At 40.9% G+C, this 15,848-nt stretch carries 9 protein-coding genes; 6 read left to right on the top strand and 3 right to left on the bottom strand.

Features of this window, described 5'->3' with window-relative positions; translation table 11 throughout:
* Positions 1 to 50: 50 nt before the first annotated feature.
* Positions 51 to 1,586 (bottom strand): sulfatase family protein, encoded by a 1,536-nt coding sequence (locus tag BMY50_RS06075; RefSeq protein ID WP_093320271.1) that lies wholly within the window; start codon positions 1,584 to 1,586, stop codon positions 51 to 53.
* Positions 1,587 to 2,159: 573 nt separating this feature from the next.
* Between BMY50_RS06075 and BMY50_RS06080 the strand changes: the two genes are divergently transcribed.
* A complete protein-coding gene (locus tag BMY50_RS06080; protein WP_093320275.1) occupies positions 2,160 to 2,822 on the top strand; it encodes a phosphonatase-like hydrolase in 663 nt (220 codons plus the stop codon).
* A gap of 75 nt (positions 2,823 to 2,897) precedes the next feature.
* Here the strand turns inward: BMY50_RS06080 and BMY50_RS06085 are convergent, their stop codons facing one another.
* A complete protein-coding gene (locus BMY50_RS06085; RefSeq protein WP_238383672.1) occupies positions 2,898 to 4,262 on the bottom strand; it encodes a glucosidase family protein in 1,365 nt (454 codons plus the stop codon).
* A gap of 391 nt (positions 4,263 to 4,653) precedes the next feature.
* Between BMY50_RS06085 and BMY50_RS06090 the strand changes: the two genes are divergently transcribed.
* The 3 genes from BMY50_RS06090 to BMY50_RS06100 all read left to right on the top strand — a co-directional run bounded on the left by BMY50_RS06090 (position 4,654) and on the right by BMY50_RS06100 (position 9,547).
* The gene (locus BMY50_RS06090; protein WP_093320279.1) at positions 4,654 to 5,988 is read left to right on the top strand and encodes a hypothetical protein; all 1,335 of its coding nucleotides are present in this window, start codon (positions 4,654 to 4,656) and stop codon (positions 5,986 to 5,988) included.
* 107 nt (positions 5,989 to 6,095) lie between these two features.
* Entirely contained in the window at positions 6,096 to 7,007 is a 912-nt protein-coding gene (locus tag BMY50_RS06095) for an alkaline phosphatase family protein (protein WP_093320283.1), read from the top strand.
* Positions 7,008 to 7,075: 68 nt separating this feature from the next.
* Positions 7,076 to 9,547 carry a mechanosensitive ion channel family protein gene (locus tag BMY50_RS06100; protein WP_093320287.1) on the top strand — a complete coding sequence of 824 codons (2,472 nt, stop codon included), beginning with the start codon at positions 7,076 to 7,078 and terminating at the stop codon, positions 9,545 to 9,547.
* A gap of 24 nt (positions 9,548 to 9,571) precedes the next feature.
* On the opposite strand, the gene BMY50_RS06105 is transcribed toward BMY50_RS06100, so the two are convergent.
* A complete protein-coding gene (locus tag BMY50_RS06105) occupies positions 9,572 to 10,372 on the bottom strand; it encodes a hypothetical protein (protein WP_093320293.1) in 801 nt (266 codons plus the stop codon).
* Positions 10,373 to 10,973: 601 nt separating this feature from the next.
* Here BMY50_RS06105 and BMY50_RS06110 point away from each other — a divergent pair.
* The gene (locus tag BMY50_RS06110; RefSeq protein ID WP_093320296.1) at positions 10,974 to 14,132 is read left to right on the top strand and encodes a SusC/RagA family TonB-linked outer membrane protein; all 3,159 of its coding nucleotides are present in this window, start codon (positions 10,974 to 10,976) and stop codon (positions 14,130 to 14,132) included.
* 5 nt (positions 14,133 to 14,137) lie between these two features.
* Positions 14,138 to 15,817 (top strand): RagB/SusD family nutrient uptake outer membrane protein, encoded by a 1,680-nt coding sequence (locus BMY50_RS06115; RefSeq protein ID WP_093320301.1) that lies wholly within the window; start codon positions 14,138 to 14,140, stop codon positions 15,815 to 15,817.
* Positions 15,818 to 15,848: the final 31 nt, after the last annotated feature.

Below are 15,848 nucleotides of genomic sequence, written 5' to 3' on the forward strand. Positions count from 1 at the left end.
ATTCCTCTTTCCATCCCAATTACCAGAGCAGGTTATGAGGGTCAAACCTGTTATTTGCTACGTTCATCTGCTAAAACAGCGGCTAGCTCTTTCACAACTTCCGGATGTTTTGCAGCCACATTATTCTTTTCGCCTATGTCTTTCGACAGGTCATATAACTGCGGGTTCGGTGCGTTTCCCAGTTCGGTATCTGTTAACTTAGCGTAAGCCCGTCCATTGCTGGGCTCAATATACTTCCAGTTACCCTTAATAACTCCCAAGCTCCCAGCATGTTCAATTAAGTGACTTCTACCTTGTTTATCTTTTCCAAGAAAAGTGCCCCACAATGCTTGGCTATCAAAGGCTTCTCCTTTTGGTATCGGCTGTCCCAGCATATTTGAAATAGATGCAAGTAAATCGATTTGACAGATAAGCGCATCTGAAGTCGTACCCTTAGCAACGCCTGCCCCACTGACGATAAATGGCACACGAGTTCCCCCTTCGAAAATACTGTACTTCCCCCCTCTCAAAGATCCAGCTGGCATATGTCCGTTCCGTTGGGTAACGGCCCCATCTTGATAGCCATCATCCAATACCGGTCCATTGTCGCTGGAAAAAATAATAATAGTATTATCTGCTAAACCCAGTGCCTCCACTTGATCGATGATCTGCCCAACGGTCCAATCCAATTGCAAAATGGCATCCCCTCGATAACCTAAACCGCTTTTTCCTTTAAATATTGTAGCGGGCATGCGAGGAACATGCGGTTCCGTAAGTGCAAAATAAAGGAAGAAAGGATTTTCCTTGTTCTTTTTAATATAATCCTGGGCAACCGACAGAAATGTGGTGGAAACCTCTTCGTCTACCCATCTCGTACGATAGCCGCCACTCATATAACCGATACGGCCGATACCGTTTACGATGGTTTGGTTATGTCCGTGTTCGGGCGATGATTGCATCTTCAGTAATTCGGGGTGTTCTTTTCCTGTAGGATCATTGCCGACTATGTGCTGGTAATCTACTTCTATGGGGTCACCTTCTTCAAGCCCAAGCACTCGATGATTTTCCATAAATACCGTAGGTACACGATCGGCAGTAGCCGGAAATATAAACGAATAATCGAACCCGACCTCATTGGGCCCAGGCTTTACATCCTTATTCCAATCTTTTTTCACCTGCGTACCTAAGCCTAAATGCCATTTGCCTACAACCGCAGTATGGTAACCAGCCTGTTTAAAAACTTTGGGCAAGCTAATCCGATCGGTAGGGATAATGAGTTTAGCATCTCCGGGAAGCACTCCCGTACCTTGCTGCCGCCAGGGATATATACCAGTCATCAAACCATATCGCGACGGGGTACAGGTAGCAGAGGTGGTGTGCGCGTTAGTAAAACGTATGCCACTGGCAGCCAGTCGATCTAGATTAGGCGTCTGTAATTTGCCAGCGCCATAAGCACTAACGTCCCCATAACCCAAATCATCTGCATATATATAAATAATATTTGGTTTGGAAGTATTTTGCTGTGCATGTCCGGTTACCGGAGCTAGCAGCAAAAAGCTTATTGAAGCTATTTTCAACCATGGTTTTAATGTATCTGATGTGTTCATATAGTTTAAACTCTTTAGGTATATATAAACTGGCAGTCTAGACAGACCTTCAACAAAATTAAGTTACAAACCTAAGAAAATAGAATGAACTTAATAGTCAACGGCAAACGCAACCGATTGCTCAAAAAATAATCAACCATGGATAATACAGCATAACCCAGTTTTGAGTAGACTAACGACTTAATAAAAATTTTCTTTTTATATGACCACATCAAATATGATACAAAGCTATAAACCGTTTAGTATTTGTAAATTTTGTTGATTATATTTAATAAAAGCATAATATTAAAACCTTTTTGTTAGCATTAGCTTAACAATCATCGGTTTAATTAGACACTATTTCATCGTTGTATTCAACAAATACCGAACTCATCTATAAAGTCAGTACAGTCAGATCACCATTGTTTCGCCAAACGTACCAAGGATACAAAAATTTAACACCTTAATAGTTCATTTTATATAAACTTTGTTTATTTTTGTTGAACGAATTCATCGATACGGGTTATATGTCGTTCGTTTTGGATTCAGAAGTTTGTGATTTATTTCAATAATAGCATGTCTAACAGGATAAAAATGGTCGTTTTTGATATGGCCGGAACCACCGTAAACGAAGATAATATTGTTTATAAAACCGTACGTAGCGCAATTAACGAAGCTGGGTTTAATTTAAACTTGGAACAAGTATTGGCAGAAGGAGCTGGCAAAGAAAAGCGGCAAGCCATCCGATCCATTCTGGCTGTTTATGCCAATATATACGATGAAGAATTGATCAATTCCATTTTCGAAAATTTTAAGCAACAACTAAAGGTAGCTTATGATCGAGAAGAGCTCTTACCCCAAAACAATGCAGAGAACCTTTTCCAGGCCTTAAAAGACAAAAACGTATTTGTTGTTCTGAATACAGGTTATGATAGAGCCACGGCTGAGTCCATCATTCACAAGTTGGGTTGGAAAGAGGGGGTGCAAATTGACGCCTTGGTAACGGCCAGTGATGTTTCTAAAAATCGGCCTGATCCAGATATGATCCATTCTGCTATGAAACGTTTCCATATTTCGGATAGCCGTGAGGTAGCCAAGGTAGGTGATTCCACCATCGACATCGAAGAAGGTAAAAACGCAGGTTGTGGTTTGAGCATTGGTATTACGACAGGCGCACATACGGCGGATCAACTGCAATCGGCTCATCCGGATAAAATCATCCATGATTTAACAGAATTATTGCCCTTGTTAGACTAATATAATTTGTCTGTTTTTCTTATACTTTCAAAGAGGGCTAAAGTATGCACTCTTTATTTTTTTGCGCTTTAACACCTATTGTTCCACTTCAACTGAGCTTGCCTCCACAGGCTCTTTTGCCGATATATTCGCACCTGTTTCTTTCGTGGCCCAAGCGTACATCATGGTAATGGCCTTCGACAAGGTGCCTGCTGATCCCTTAAAACTTCCCGAACCACTCGGCACATTGCCCTGACCGTACCATTCGAAGAAACCTTTATTTTTAATCACACGATCGATCATTGGACGGATTTCGCTATAGGCTTCAGTCGTGAAGTTGTTTAACACAAGTTGTTGAATCATACGGCCACCAAACCAGGTCCAATCACCACCGTTTTGATACATATATGGATTTGACATATTACCATGAAAAAATCCCTTTGGGTAAGTCGGATATAATGTTAAACCAATGCTGGGCATACCCGATAGTTTTGCATTTTCGAGCATTTGTTTATTGACAATCGTTATCTCCTCATTCGACAAGAGCCCTGCCTCTATGGCTATTGCTGTTCCACCATGATAGTGAATTTTATTTTCATCAAAATCTTCAGGGATGGGGGATCCATTGGGATACACATGGGGTATAAATTTCTCATTTTTAGCATCCCACAGATGTTTTCTTACGTTCGCTTTTATCTCATCACGCAATACACACCATCTTCTGACATCTTCTTGGTTTTCAGTCATATCAATTAGATAATTTAAAGAAATGATCAACATGGCGTTGTCGTAAACATCAATGGCTTCGTGCGACAGCTCATTCCAATCACAACCAAAATCATCATAGGGCTGGACATCTCCCCAGTCGGCCGTCATAGCACCATAGAGCAACCCATATTTTTTATTGTAACGTTCCCGCAGCAGATACCTAATCATTTGTTCCATTCTGGCGAGCACCGTTACCCCAGCCACTTCTTCCTTTAACAAATCGCGATCGCTTGTCTTTTTTACATATTTACCAACCAACTGAATAAGCGACGTTTCTTGGTCGGTTTCTACTGTATTTTTAAACCCAACATGATTTGGAGCTGCATCCGAATAGTAAGGTGTGTCGTCATGCCAGGTAAAGTCCTTTTTCAATACATAGCCATCTACCATCTCATCGTTTTTCTGTTGTAACGCAAAAAACAACAGAATGGCGCCCCGCACTTCTTCTTTTGGCACTTCCTCTAAAGCAGTTTCAATAAAGGTATTCATATCACGTGCCCAAATTTGAGAATAACCACTCCCAGCGTTAAAACCTTCACGTATTAAGCTCCTAGCCATGCGATCTACTGTACGAAGGGAAGTATCGGCTAAAATAGTCTGCGCCAGCCCTTGCTTTTCCGGCTTCTTTTCTGACCCGCAGGAACACACCAATATGGTATTGAACATCAGGAGGTAAAATAGTTTTATTTTCATTTGTTTAATTTGGCTAAAAATAATCGGCTACCAAATGTACCAATAAATGTATATACATAGAAAGATAATATGAATTTTATAGGGCCTAAAAAAAGTAACAATTACATTAACACAAGTTAATTTATCATAATAAATTGATTTACAACATAATATCAATAAATTTATCACTCAATATGAATATCTATTCAACAAGACATGTATATACATAGAAAACATCACAGCAATAATATATTAGTATTTTTGGTTTAATTCCACAATGATGATAATTTGCATGCATTGCGAAAATGCCGTCCATTAGAAAGCCGATTACGATCGCATCTAAAAGTTCGGTTTGCAAAATTCACCCAACGTTCCTAATTTAGTTAACCTAAAATTCGCTATTTAAAACAACATGAATGAACAATATGGACAAACAGAAAAATTAGATTTTTTTAATTCATTAGATGCTTGTTGTCAACAGATAGCCTTGAAAGTTGGAAAAGAGGATATTTCAGTTTGGAAAAATAGCGATTACATCAAGTTGGGTGCTTTACTTTATCGCGAAACAAAAATAACAATTAGCGAAAATACATTGAAACGTATTTTTGGAAAACTAAAAACATCTACTCGTTATTATCCACAAAAAGCCACACGGGATGCCCTAGCTCAGTTCATTGGTCATCGGGACTGGTATGAGTTTGAATTGTTGCAAAACAGCCAACTTGCACCTCCAAACACAAATCAACACAAAAAAAAACAGCACCTTACTCAGCCAAACAGCAAGAAAAAAAACAGGCTGGCATTTTACATCATAACTGGTGTCGCTGTGGTTAGTGCTATCACCTTTTTCGTTTTTTTCAAGAACCAGAACGAACTTGTTGGTGTACAATTGCTCTGTTTAAATCCGGAAGGAAAAACCCCACACTCCGCTATTTTTAAGTTGCAATCAGAGGATATCCTTGAAGCTGATCACCCTAATTTCTCAATAAGTTTTGATGATGGACGCTCCAAACGGACCTCTTTTAAAGACAGTCTCCTGAATCATTATTATGATAATCCGGGCAGGTATTTTCCTGTATTATATCACCACGATAGACCTATCGATACCGCTATCGTTTATTTAAGAAGCAAAGGTTGGTCGGCTATTGCCTCCATGCAAGCTGATACGACAAGGGTATATCCAATTCTAAACAACAAGGTATTAGATCCTAATAGTCCAATGTTTTCCTTAATGGATGTTTACCGCGCCGGTGTTGACACGACAAAAACATTTTTTCTTGAATACGCCAATATCAAACCAAGCACCATCAAAGCCGACAATTTAGAATTCCATACCTATGTTGAAACCTCTGGTAATAGACCAGGTGTTCGCTGCTCTCAAGTGGACATTGTGATTTACGGCGAATATGGCTATCATTACTTCATAATTACTAAACCTGAATGTGTTGCTTGGTCGCGTTGCAAATTTTCCGATAATATTAGAGAAGGAGGTAAAGATGACTTACGGCAATTAGGACATGACCTCAGTAAAGGAGGATCCCTTAAATTACGAATATTAAATAAAAATGTTCAATTATTTGTCAATGATACGCTTTCCATGAAAACCAGTTACCGTAAACCCATTGGTAACCTAATGGGTATTAAGATTATTTTTGCTGGAGTGGGGCATTTTAGCGATCTCGATGTCATGGACTTGAAGACAAAGCAGCATTACTTAAGTGATAAAATAAACTTAATTTACAATTGATAAACAAATAAAAAAATAATCGTACAAAAACTGACAGTATTATATATTTGTAAACAAAATACATTAAATGTTTAGTATTACCTCACCAGTATACAATACCAGAAGTCATGATAAAAAAAGCGATTATTTACTTCGTACTAATATGTGCAACAACTATCAGTTATGGACAGCCAAAGACGCCCACACGCGTAATTTTAATAGGTCTGGATGGTTTTAGTGTTGCTGGATTTAAACAAGCAAAACACCCAAATCTCGATAAGCTTTTAAGAGAAGGTGTCGTATCCCTCAACACGCGGACGGTGATGCCGTCGGTAACGATGCCCAATTGGACCAGTCACCTAACTGGAAGTGGCCCTGAGCAACATGGTGTGAACAACAATGCATGGACACTTAGCAAACATGCCTTACCTCCTATTGCAACCGATCAGGACGGTTATTATCCTTCCATTTTCAAGGTGGTAAAAAAAGAGATACCTACCGTTAAAACGGCCTTCTTTTATAATTGGAAAGAACTCATCAACCCTTTTAACAAACGCTATTTGGATGAGGTGTATTTTGAAGAAAATGATGCCTACCAACAGAGCTACGCTAAAGCGATTGATTTTATCAAAAATAATCGTGACAAGCCAACTTTAACCTTTCTTTATTCGGTGCATATAGATCATGCAGGCCATAGTCATGGATGGTTGTCTACACCCTATCTCAATGCCATTGAAGAAGTAGATGTTGCCATAGGGCGTTTAATTGCGCAATTGAAAGAAGCGGACCTGTTTACCGGAACGCATTTTATTTTCTTTACAGATCATGGGGGTATCGGAACGGGGCATGGTGGTTTTACGCTTGATGAGATGGAAGTTCCATGGAGCGTTGTAGGGCCGGAGATTAAAAAGACGCCGTCGCTAAAAGCGCCAAACAACAATACCAATACAGCCCTTATTATCGCTCGTATCTTTGGTTGTAAGGATCTACCTGAAGCCTGGACCGGTAAAGTGCCGAGGGGGATATTCGCCCGCGACTAATGATAATGAACTAGATTATACGCTAATATTATAAACATTATTTTTACTTTTATAAAATAATGTCTTCTATGATCAAAGCATTGCTGGCAAGTATATTCTTGCTATCGGCCTATTTAGCCAACGCAACTACTCTAAAGCTACGAGCTGATTCGCTTCAGGATACAGTAAGGCATGATTTTGTTAGCAAAATGAAACGCTTTTCAGAGCAATCGGCTATCAAAAGTTCCCAGGAGCTAGCAGCAGATCGATTAGCCCTTCGGCAGAACGAAGTGATCGAAAGCGTAAAAAAGGCAACGCAAAAAGCGAAGAATTACCTAAAAAGAGGCATTGATACCCTAGCTATTCAGCAAGAGCTTCGCCAGTTAAGCACTTGGCATCAATTAGCGGGCGATGGTATCTTCACCAATCAAGGCAACACCCACACCAATCGGAATTTAACAACTTCATACAATATTTTGACGGTGTTAGCCAATTCCGTGGCCAGTAGGAAAAGTCACGTAGACCGCTATCAAACAGATTTAAGCAACTTCCGATTACAGATCGACTCGCTGTCCAATGATTCGGCTCTTTTTAAGTTTCCAAGTGATTCCGTAGAACTCACCAAATACCTACAGAAAATTGTTGTACTTGCCTATGAAGTAAGTCCGGTTGACAGTGCGCTTAAAGTTGCCATCAATAATGTACAAGTATTACAAAATCAAATTAATTTAGAGGCTTTTAAATTAGCGTCGAACCAGGAGGAAATCAACGTCTTTCAACAAGAAGTTTCCGACAAGCTGTTTCAGCGGGAGTTTGTTAATATTTGGGAACAAACTGACTTTTCTCGTCCTTTCCGTGAAATTCTTTCTTTTTCAGAAATAAAAAGTTGGCTCGTACTCCGCTTCTACGTACAGAGTCATCCCGGTAAAGTTTTTATATTCATTTCCATGGTCGGAATTTGTCTCTTTTATATCCGTTCACTCCGGAAGCTCTATCTAACAAATCAATCATTAGCTGGTAATACTAATAGCCAACTCATTCTACGCTATCCGCTGCTTTCTGCACTGATCATTATAAGTTGTGTTTTTCAATTTATCTTTCCTTCTCCACCCTTTATTTTTAGCGCCATTTTATGGATTTGTGCCGCCCTATCACTGTCTTTTATTTTTCAGACTTTTATTAGCACCTATTGGATGCGGGTTTGGCTATTTATACTCATTTTGTTCACCCTTGCTTGTTTAAATAACCTCATATTACAAGCTTCTAGGCCTGAACGATGGATCATGCTCTGTTTAGCGACCGTGGGCTTTGTTTTTGGTTCATTCATCATTTTAAAAGGGCGTCATCATGAGCTGCGTGAGCGATGGATCTTATATCCCATTGGTTTTATGGCACTGTTAGCGCTAGCTTCTGTTGCTGCAAACGTATTTGGCCGGTATAATCTTTCCAAAACACTACTCATGGCTGGCTATAGCAATGTCGTGATTGCCATTTTATTTCTATGGACCGTTCGCTTGGTAAACGAGGGATTGACCTTGGCAGCTAGCGTATATACACATCAGGAAAAAAAACTTTTTTTTCTCAATTACAATCGGATAGGTAAAAAAGCGCCTACCTTCTTTTATGCCTTCTTGATTATCGGTTGGTTTATTTTATTCGGAAAACATTTCTACGCGTTTCGTCAAATATCTGATCCTTTCAAGGACTTCTTAAGTGAAGACCGAAGCTTGGGCGACTATACTTTTACTATCAATAGTCTGCTGGTTTTTATAATAATCATGGTTCTTACCACCGTTGTATCCCGCATCGTATCTTTTTTTGCAGCCGATCAACAATGGAATGGCAGGCCGTCAGAACAGGAAAAGAAGCTAAAAATTGGCAGTTGGCTTTTGCTCATTCGGATTACTATCATCGTTTTGGGGCTGTTCCTGGCCTTCGCAGCAGTGGGCATTCCAATGGACAGGATTACGCTTATATTGGGCGCATTGGGTGTTGGTATTGGTTTTGGTTTACAAAGTCTGGTGAATAACCTGGTTAGCGGACTTGTTATTGCCTTTGAGAAGCCATTAAACGTTGGTGATTTAGTGGAAGTGGGTGGACAAGGGGGTACCGTTAAATCGATTGGTTTTCGTAGCAGCGTTATTTCAACTTCAGAAGGCGCGGATTTGGTTTTACCTAATGGCGACTTGCTGAATTCGCATGTTACAAATTGGACTTCAGGAGGTTTTAAGAAGCGGATGACCATTTCAGTGGGGATAGCCTACGGAACAGACCTCGAAAAAGTACGGAGTCTTTTGATTGATAAGTTTAGTGGAGACGACCGTATTCTTAAGTACCCCGCACCGCTTATCCATTTTCAACAGTTCAATAGCAGCTCCATCGATATCAATATCTTTTTCTGGGTAAAAAATATTAAGGAAGGATTAACCACAAAAAGTGATATGATAGTCGCTATCGATAAGCTTTTCAAAGCCAATGACATTGTCATCCCATTCCCACAACAAGACATTTACCTCCATCAAACGCAATCGGAAGAAAAAGAAAAGGGCGAAACACTTTAAGTCTCCCCTCTCGTGGCGTCCGTTTTACTTCTTCGCTTTACTGCCGAACGGCATCCGCTTTGCAATATATTTGATGGCCCCATTATAGGAATCTAAGCTACCGAGTAGCGGCCTTTTGGTTTCAGAAAATATATTTTCGCCAGACTCGTTGTATAAGATCAGCTCGACCTTGGTAGAATAAGTAGTAGTTGTATAGGAATTTTGACTGGAATATTCCGTTCCTTTTTCCTTATCATCTTTCTTCTGTCCTTTATAGGTACTAGAGCTGCTTCCTGAGGTCATCGTACCCTCATTTTTTATATCATAGGTTCCGAATACCACATATTCGACTCCTAATAACTTTGCTGCTTCCTCTGGGGACAGTGCGTCAACATCTTCCATTTTAATATTGTTTTTGGCAAGTATGGAATTTGTTGTACGTGGATCCTGCACTTGTACCGTCGCAGATTCTTTGCGAAGTGTAGACACACAGCTTGCTTGAATTTCATGTTGCATCGCTTCGGTGGTCAAAGATGCGTCATTGCTAACAATTTGAAAAGGTAATACCGCAATTTTGTTCTTTGTATCAGCATTCTCTGCAGCCGATCTCGGTGAGCTAACCGGAGCTGTTGTATTGCTATCATTAATAAGCTCTATACGGCCACTTGCAAATTCAATTTGATTAATGTCCGATTTCTTAAATTCGTATCCCAAGCTTTCTCCGCTATATTCGAATTTAATCGTACTATCATTGATAGCGACCACTTTGCCTTTCTTTTTATCACCGCTCAACATTACCACCACATCTTCCTTTTGCTGGGCTATTGAAACGAATGAGCTAGTCATGAAAAATAAGCTAAACAATAGCACGAATGGGCTAGTATAAATCGACTTCATAGTGTTTTATTAAGTGAAACGCTGATAGAATCTATTTTGTTTGTGATGATCCCAGATATTTAAAATCACGGTTTTCTTCTTCTCCCCACGCGAACATATGTTTCTTAGGCAGTCGCCAAAAAACTTGATCGCTTCAAACTATTCACAAATTTGCATAAGATAAGATGTTGTCCAACAAAAACTTATAAAACCATTAATTTACAAGTGGTTAGTCCCATATGGGCTGTTCTATTTTTGATAAATCCCGACAGATCTGTTTAGCGGGACAATGATGAGTTGTCCAAAGTTGCATAAAAAACCCTCTAATAATCTTTTTATCAGCCTGTTAAGCTGTCAATACAATTGGTCAGCCATTTGTACAAGCAACATCGCCTTCTTAACCGATTCACTCTAATATTTTTGCCTGCAACCAATTGCTTTCAGAACAGACCGTTCCGAAGTATAAACACAAATCGATAAGTCAGCAAAGGAGGATTATGAAAAAATAGTTTTTACACCCGCATCAGATACTATTGTATAATTAACTAATTATTTATAAACAACCTAAAAAATGTTAAAGAAAGAAAATGTATACAGGCACAGCTGGAAACGGCGTACACTGTTGAAATCCGTTTTAAAGCTTTTACTACTCGTCTTCATGATGCTGGATTTCGCAATTCAGCAAGTAGCTGGTCAGCAAAAAACGACCATTAGTGGCAAGATCACTAATGAGAAAAACGAATCACTTCCGGGTGTTTCCATTTCCGTAAAGCCAAGTTCCTCAACCGGTACGCAAACCGACAGTCTAGGTAGATTCTCCCTTCAAGTACCAGAAAATGCTACGCTAGTAGTAAGCTACGTTGGTTATAAAACACAGGAAATGCAGATTGGCAACCAAACCAGCCTTAATATTATGCTCACGCCGAACGATGCTGTTTTAGATGAAGTAGTGGTAGTTGGTTATGGTACGATCAACAAAAAAGATCTAACGGGTGCCGTTTCTGCTGTACAGGGTGACGATATTATCAGCCGGAAAACAACCCAAGTTTCGCAGGCCCTTCAGGGCGCTGTACCCGGCGTGATGGTTACAAGGAGTGGTAATACACCGGGATCCGGCGCTACGATCCGCGTGCGCGGTATCACTACCATTACGGAGGGCGGTATGAATCCCTTATATATTTTGGACGGCGTACCCATTGATGATATAAATGCCGTAAACCCAAATGATATTGAAAACATTTCTGTACTAAAAGATGCGGCTTCTGCATCCATTTATGGATCGAGGGCCGCATCAGGTGTTATCTTAATAACCACCAAAAGAGCAAAAGAAGGACAGGTTGGTTTGGATTACTCTTTTGAGTATGGGTTGGAACGCGCTACTAAGTATCCGGAATATGTAGGAGCCAGACGTTACATGGAAATGACCAATGAGCTGCGCTGGAATGATAACGGCAATAATAATGATCAATTTCCAACCTATGCGAAGGATGTAATTGACAATTACGATCAGTTACATGCGGAAAATCCAGATTTATACCCAAATACCGATTGGAGAGGCTTAGCACTTCGTGAATATGCGCCAAGACAAAGCCATATTCTATCGCTTTATGGTGCCAGCAAGTTTGTTCGGACCCGCGCATCGCTCGTGTATGACCATAACGAAGCTTTTTATGATAACCGCAATTACGATCGAGTTACCGCACGTATTAATAACGATTTTACTATTGGCAAGTATTTATCAGCAACAGTTGATTTAAACTATCGTAGAACAGCTGAAAAATATCCAATTTTCGATAGTAGAGATTTACGGGTCTCCGATCGAACAACACATCCTATGTATCGGATTGGTATAACACCTCCCGTCTACGCGGCTTTATGGTCAGATGGTCGTATCGCTGAAGGAAAAAGTGGAGCCAATATTTATGCATTATTGAGAGATGGAGGGTTTGAAAATCATTGGTACAATCAGGTTGGTGGTAAAATGAGTTTAGATTTTACACCCATTGAAGGCTTAAAAGTTTCGGGTATTTTCTCACCATTCTTTGACTTTGATAAATCTAAATTATTTAATCGAAAGATCCCCTATACAAGTGCAACAGACCCTAATACCATTGCGGGTTACGTAGACAATGCTAACCAGACAAAGTTACAAGAGGCACGCGACGACAGCTATCGCTATACCATTCAATTCCTGGCAAATTACAACAAGCAGTTAGGTGATCATAATTTAAGCCTCTTAGCGGGCTACGAATATTTCTACGCCTTTAATGAAACACTTGATGCTTCGAGGGGTCAATACACGGTAAGCGGCTATCCCTATCTGGATGTCGGCCCATTGGATTTACGCGATAACGGGGGCGGTGCCAATGAAAATGCCTATCGCTCCTGGTTTGGCCGTGTGAACTATAATTATAAAAACAGGTATTTATTGCAGGCCAATGTACGCTTCGACGCTTCTTCACGCTTTGCACCGAATTACCGCTGGGGGTCTTTCCCCTCTGTTTCCGCTGGTTGGGTATTGTCCGAAGAATCCTTTTTAAAAGATCAAATGGGGCCCCTGTCCTTCCTGAAATTACGCGCTTCATACGGAACGCTTGGGAACGAGCGGATTGGCAATTACCCCTACCAAAGCATTCTGACTTTCGAAAACGGATCACTTTTTTATCAGGGAAATGCGGCTATCGCGGCGCAATCAGCCGCACAATTTCAGTATGCCATTCGCGATATCAGCTGGGAAACAACGTCTTCAGTGGATGTGGGTCTTGATATAAATTTCTTTAACAACAAGCTGAGCTTTGTAGGAGACTACTATAAAAAAACCACCAAAGACATGTTACTCGAATTGGAAATACCTGACTATGTGGGTTTCGATAATCCTTACCAAAATACTGGCAAGATGTACACGGAGGGCTGGGAATTCCAAATCGGTTGGAACGATCAAATCGGCGACCTCCGATACCGGGCAAGCGTCAACTTATCCGACTTCAAGTCGAAAATGGGAGATCTAGGTGGTACTGAATTCATTGGCGACCAGATAAAAATTCAAGGCAGTCAATTTAACGAGTGGTATGGTTACCTCTCCGAAGGCCTTTATCAAACACAGGAGGAAGTAGATAATTCAGCTAAGCTGAATAACAATGTACGTCCCGGAGACGTGCGTTATCGTGATGTAAGTGGTCCGAATGGAGTACCTGATGGGATTATATCGCCCGATTATGACCGCGTATTACTTGGCGGGTCTTTACCAAGATTAATGTATGGTGGCAGTTTAAATTTCGGATACAAGAACTGGGATCTGGCATTGACTGTACAAGGAGTAGGTAAACAAAATTCGCAACTCGGCGCCCATATCGTACAACCCCTACTTGAAAACTGGGGAAATTTCCCTGTCATCTTAGATGGAAATAGCTGGAGTCAGTACAATACGCCCGAGCAGAATCTAACAGCTCAATATCCGCGTTATACCTTTACGAATAGATCAAACAATTATGCGTTATCGAATTATTGGTTAATCAATGGTGGCTATTTCCGATTGAAAAATATAACTATTGGTTACAATTTGCCAAATAGTATCCTCGAGAAAGTTCACATAAAGGCCTTACGTCTTTACACCACCATTAATGATCTCTGGAGTATACATAACTTTCCGAAAGGTTGGGACCCTGAAATGACCAGCTTAGGTTATCCAATTACAACTACCTTCTTATTTGGTGCATCTGTTAAATTTTAAAGCTCATGAAGAAATATCAAATATATGCGCTCATCGCAACAACATCATTCTTAGTATCCTGTAGTAAATTGGATCTCAATCCGCTATCACAAGGCTCGAATGAAACCTGGAATTCAACAGCCGAAGAAATCAATATTTCATTGAACGGCTTGTATAAACCTGTATTCTGGCCAGCCGACGAGCATTCATGGACGGATGACTTTACATATCGGGAAATGCTTAGTCCAGTTACAGGGGCCACCATCAACGGACAGGATTTATTTGTCAAAGAACGGTGGGTAAATGCCTATAAATGCATTGCTCGGGCCAATAACATCTTAACGAGTGTTGAACGAGCCTCAGGCCTACTAACAGCAGAACAAATTAATGCCTTCATTGCAGAGGCACGCTTTATCCGCGCCTGCCAATATGCCATGTTGCTCACTCATTATGGAAATATAATCTATACAGAAAAAGTATTGGAAATTGAAGAAGCGAAGGAGGTACAACAAGCCGATCCTGCTATGGTGCTACAAAAAATCTACGAAGACTTTGACTTTGCTGCCGCTAACTTAAAATCCAGCTATGGTGCCGGCGAACTCAAACGCGCCACGGCGGGTGCAGCCCTAGCCATGAAAGCTCGCACGGCTCTTTATATGGGCGACTGGCAAGTAGCGCGTGATGCGTCAAAAGCTTGTATCGAACTGGGAATTTACACCTTGCATCCAAACTATGAGGAACTCTTTTTATCGCGAACCAAAAACTCTCCAGAAACGATTTTCGGCTTTCCAAGATCAGTCGCCTTGCAGGTAACGCTAGGTGGGCTTCAAGATTACGTCCCACGGAATGCCGGTGGTTATGGTGCGATGGTTCCTACATGGGACCTATTATCTGCTTTCACTTGTATAGATGGTTTACCGATCGACCAATCATCATTGTACAATCCACGTGAACCCTTTGAAAATCGCGATCCCCGCTGTACCGCTACAATCGTAGAATTTAACACCCCTCATGTGGGATTTATCTATGAACCGCATCCTGACACCTTAAAAGTGAAGCGCGTTTCGGATAATCAATTGGTGGAGAACCGCGACAATCGCGCTGTTGCACAATTTGCTTCATATACAGGATTGCTTTGGAAGAAAGGTGTAGATGACGACTGGTTAAAAAATTCCTGGCAAGCGGAGCCCGATAAAATCATTATCCGCTATGCAGATGTATTACTCATGTATGCCGAGGCCAAAACGGAATTAGGAGAAATTGACCAAAGTGTAACGGATGCTATTAATCAGGTGAGAGCACGTGCCTATGCCCCAGTGAACGCCTATCCCGCTGTGACGGCAACTACACAAGGCGAACTCCGACAGATCATACGTAACGAAAGACGGATGGAATTTGCCTTTGAGGGTTTGCGCTACATGGATCTCATCCGCTGGCGCTTAGCCGAAAAGGTCCTTAACACCCCTATTTATGGCATGTTAGATCCGGCCATACTACGCGAAAAAGTGATTACACCAGGTTTGTGGTTCTTCCCACAAGTGGCGCCTATTGATGAAGACGGTATTGCGGATTTTTCAGCCATGGCCGCTGCCGGACTGATTAAGCAAATCGTCGTCCGTAAATTCGATGCAAGCAAGCAGTATCTCTGGCCAATCCCAACGAGCGAAGTATTGACAAGTGGCTTAAAGCAGAATCCTAATTATTAATTATATAGACACGAATTAGAACGAACACAGA

The organism is Olivibacter domesticus, from assembly GCF_900109575.1.
GTDB classification, from domain to species: Bacteria; Bacteroidota; Bacteroidia; order Sphingobacteriales; family Sphingobacteriaceae; genus Olivibacter; species Olivibacter domesticus.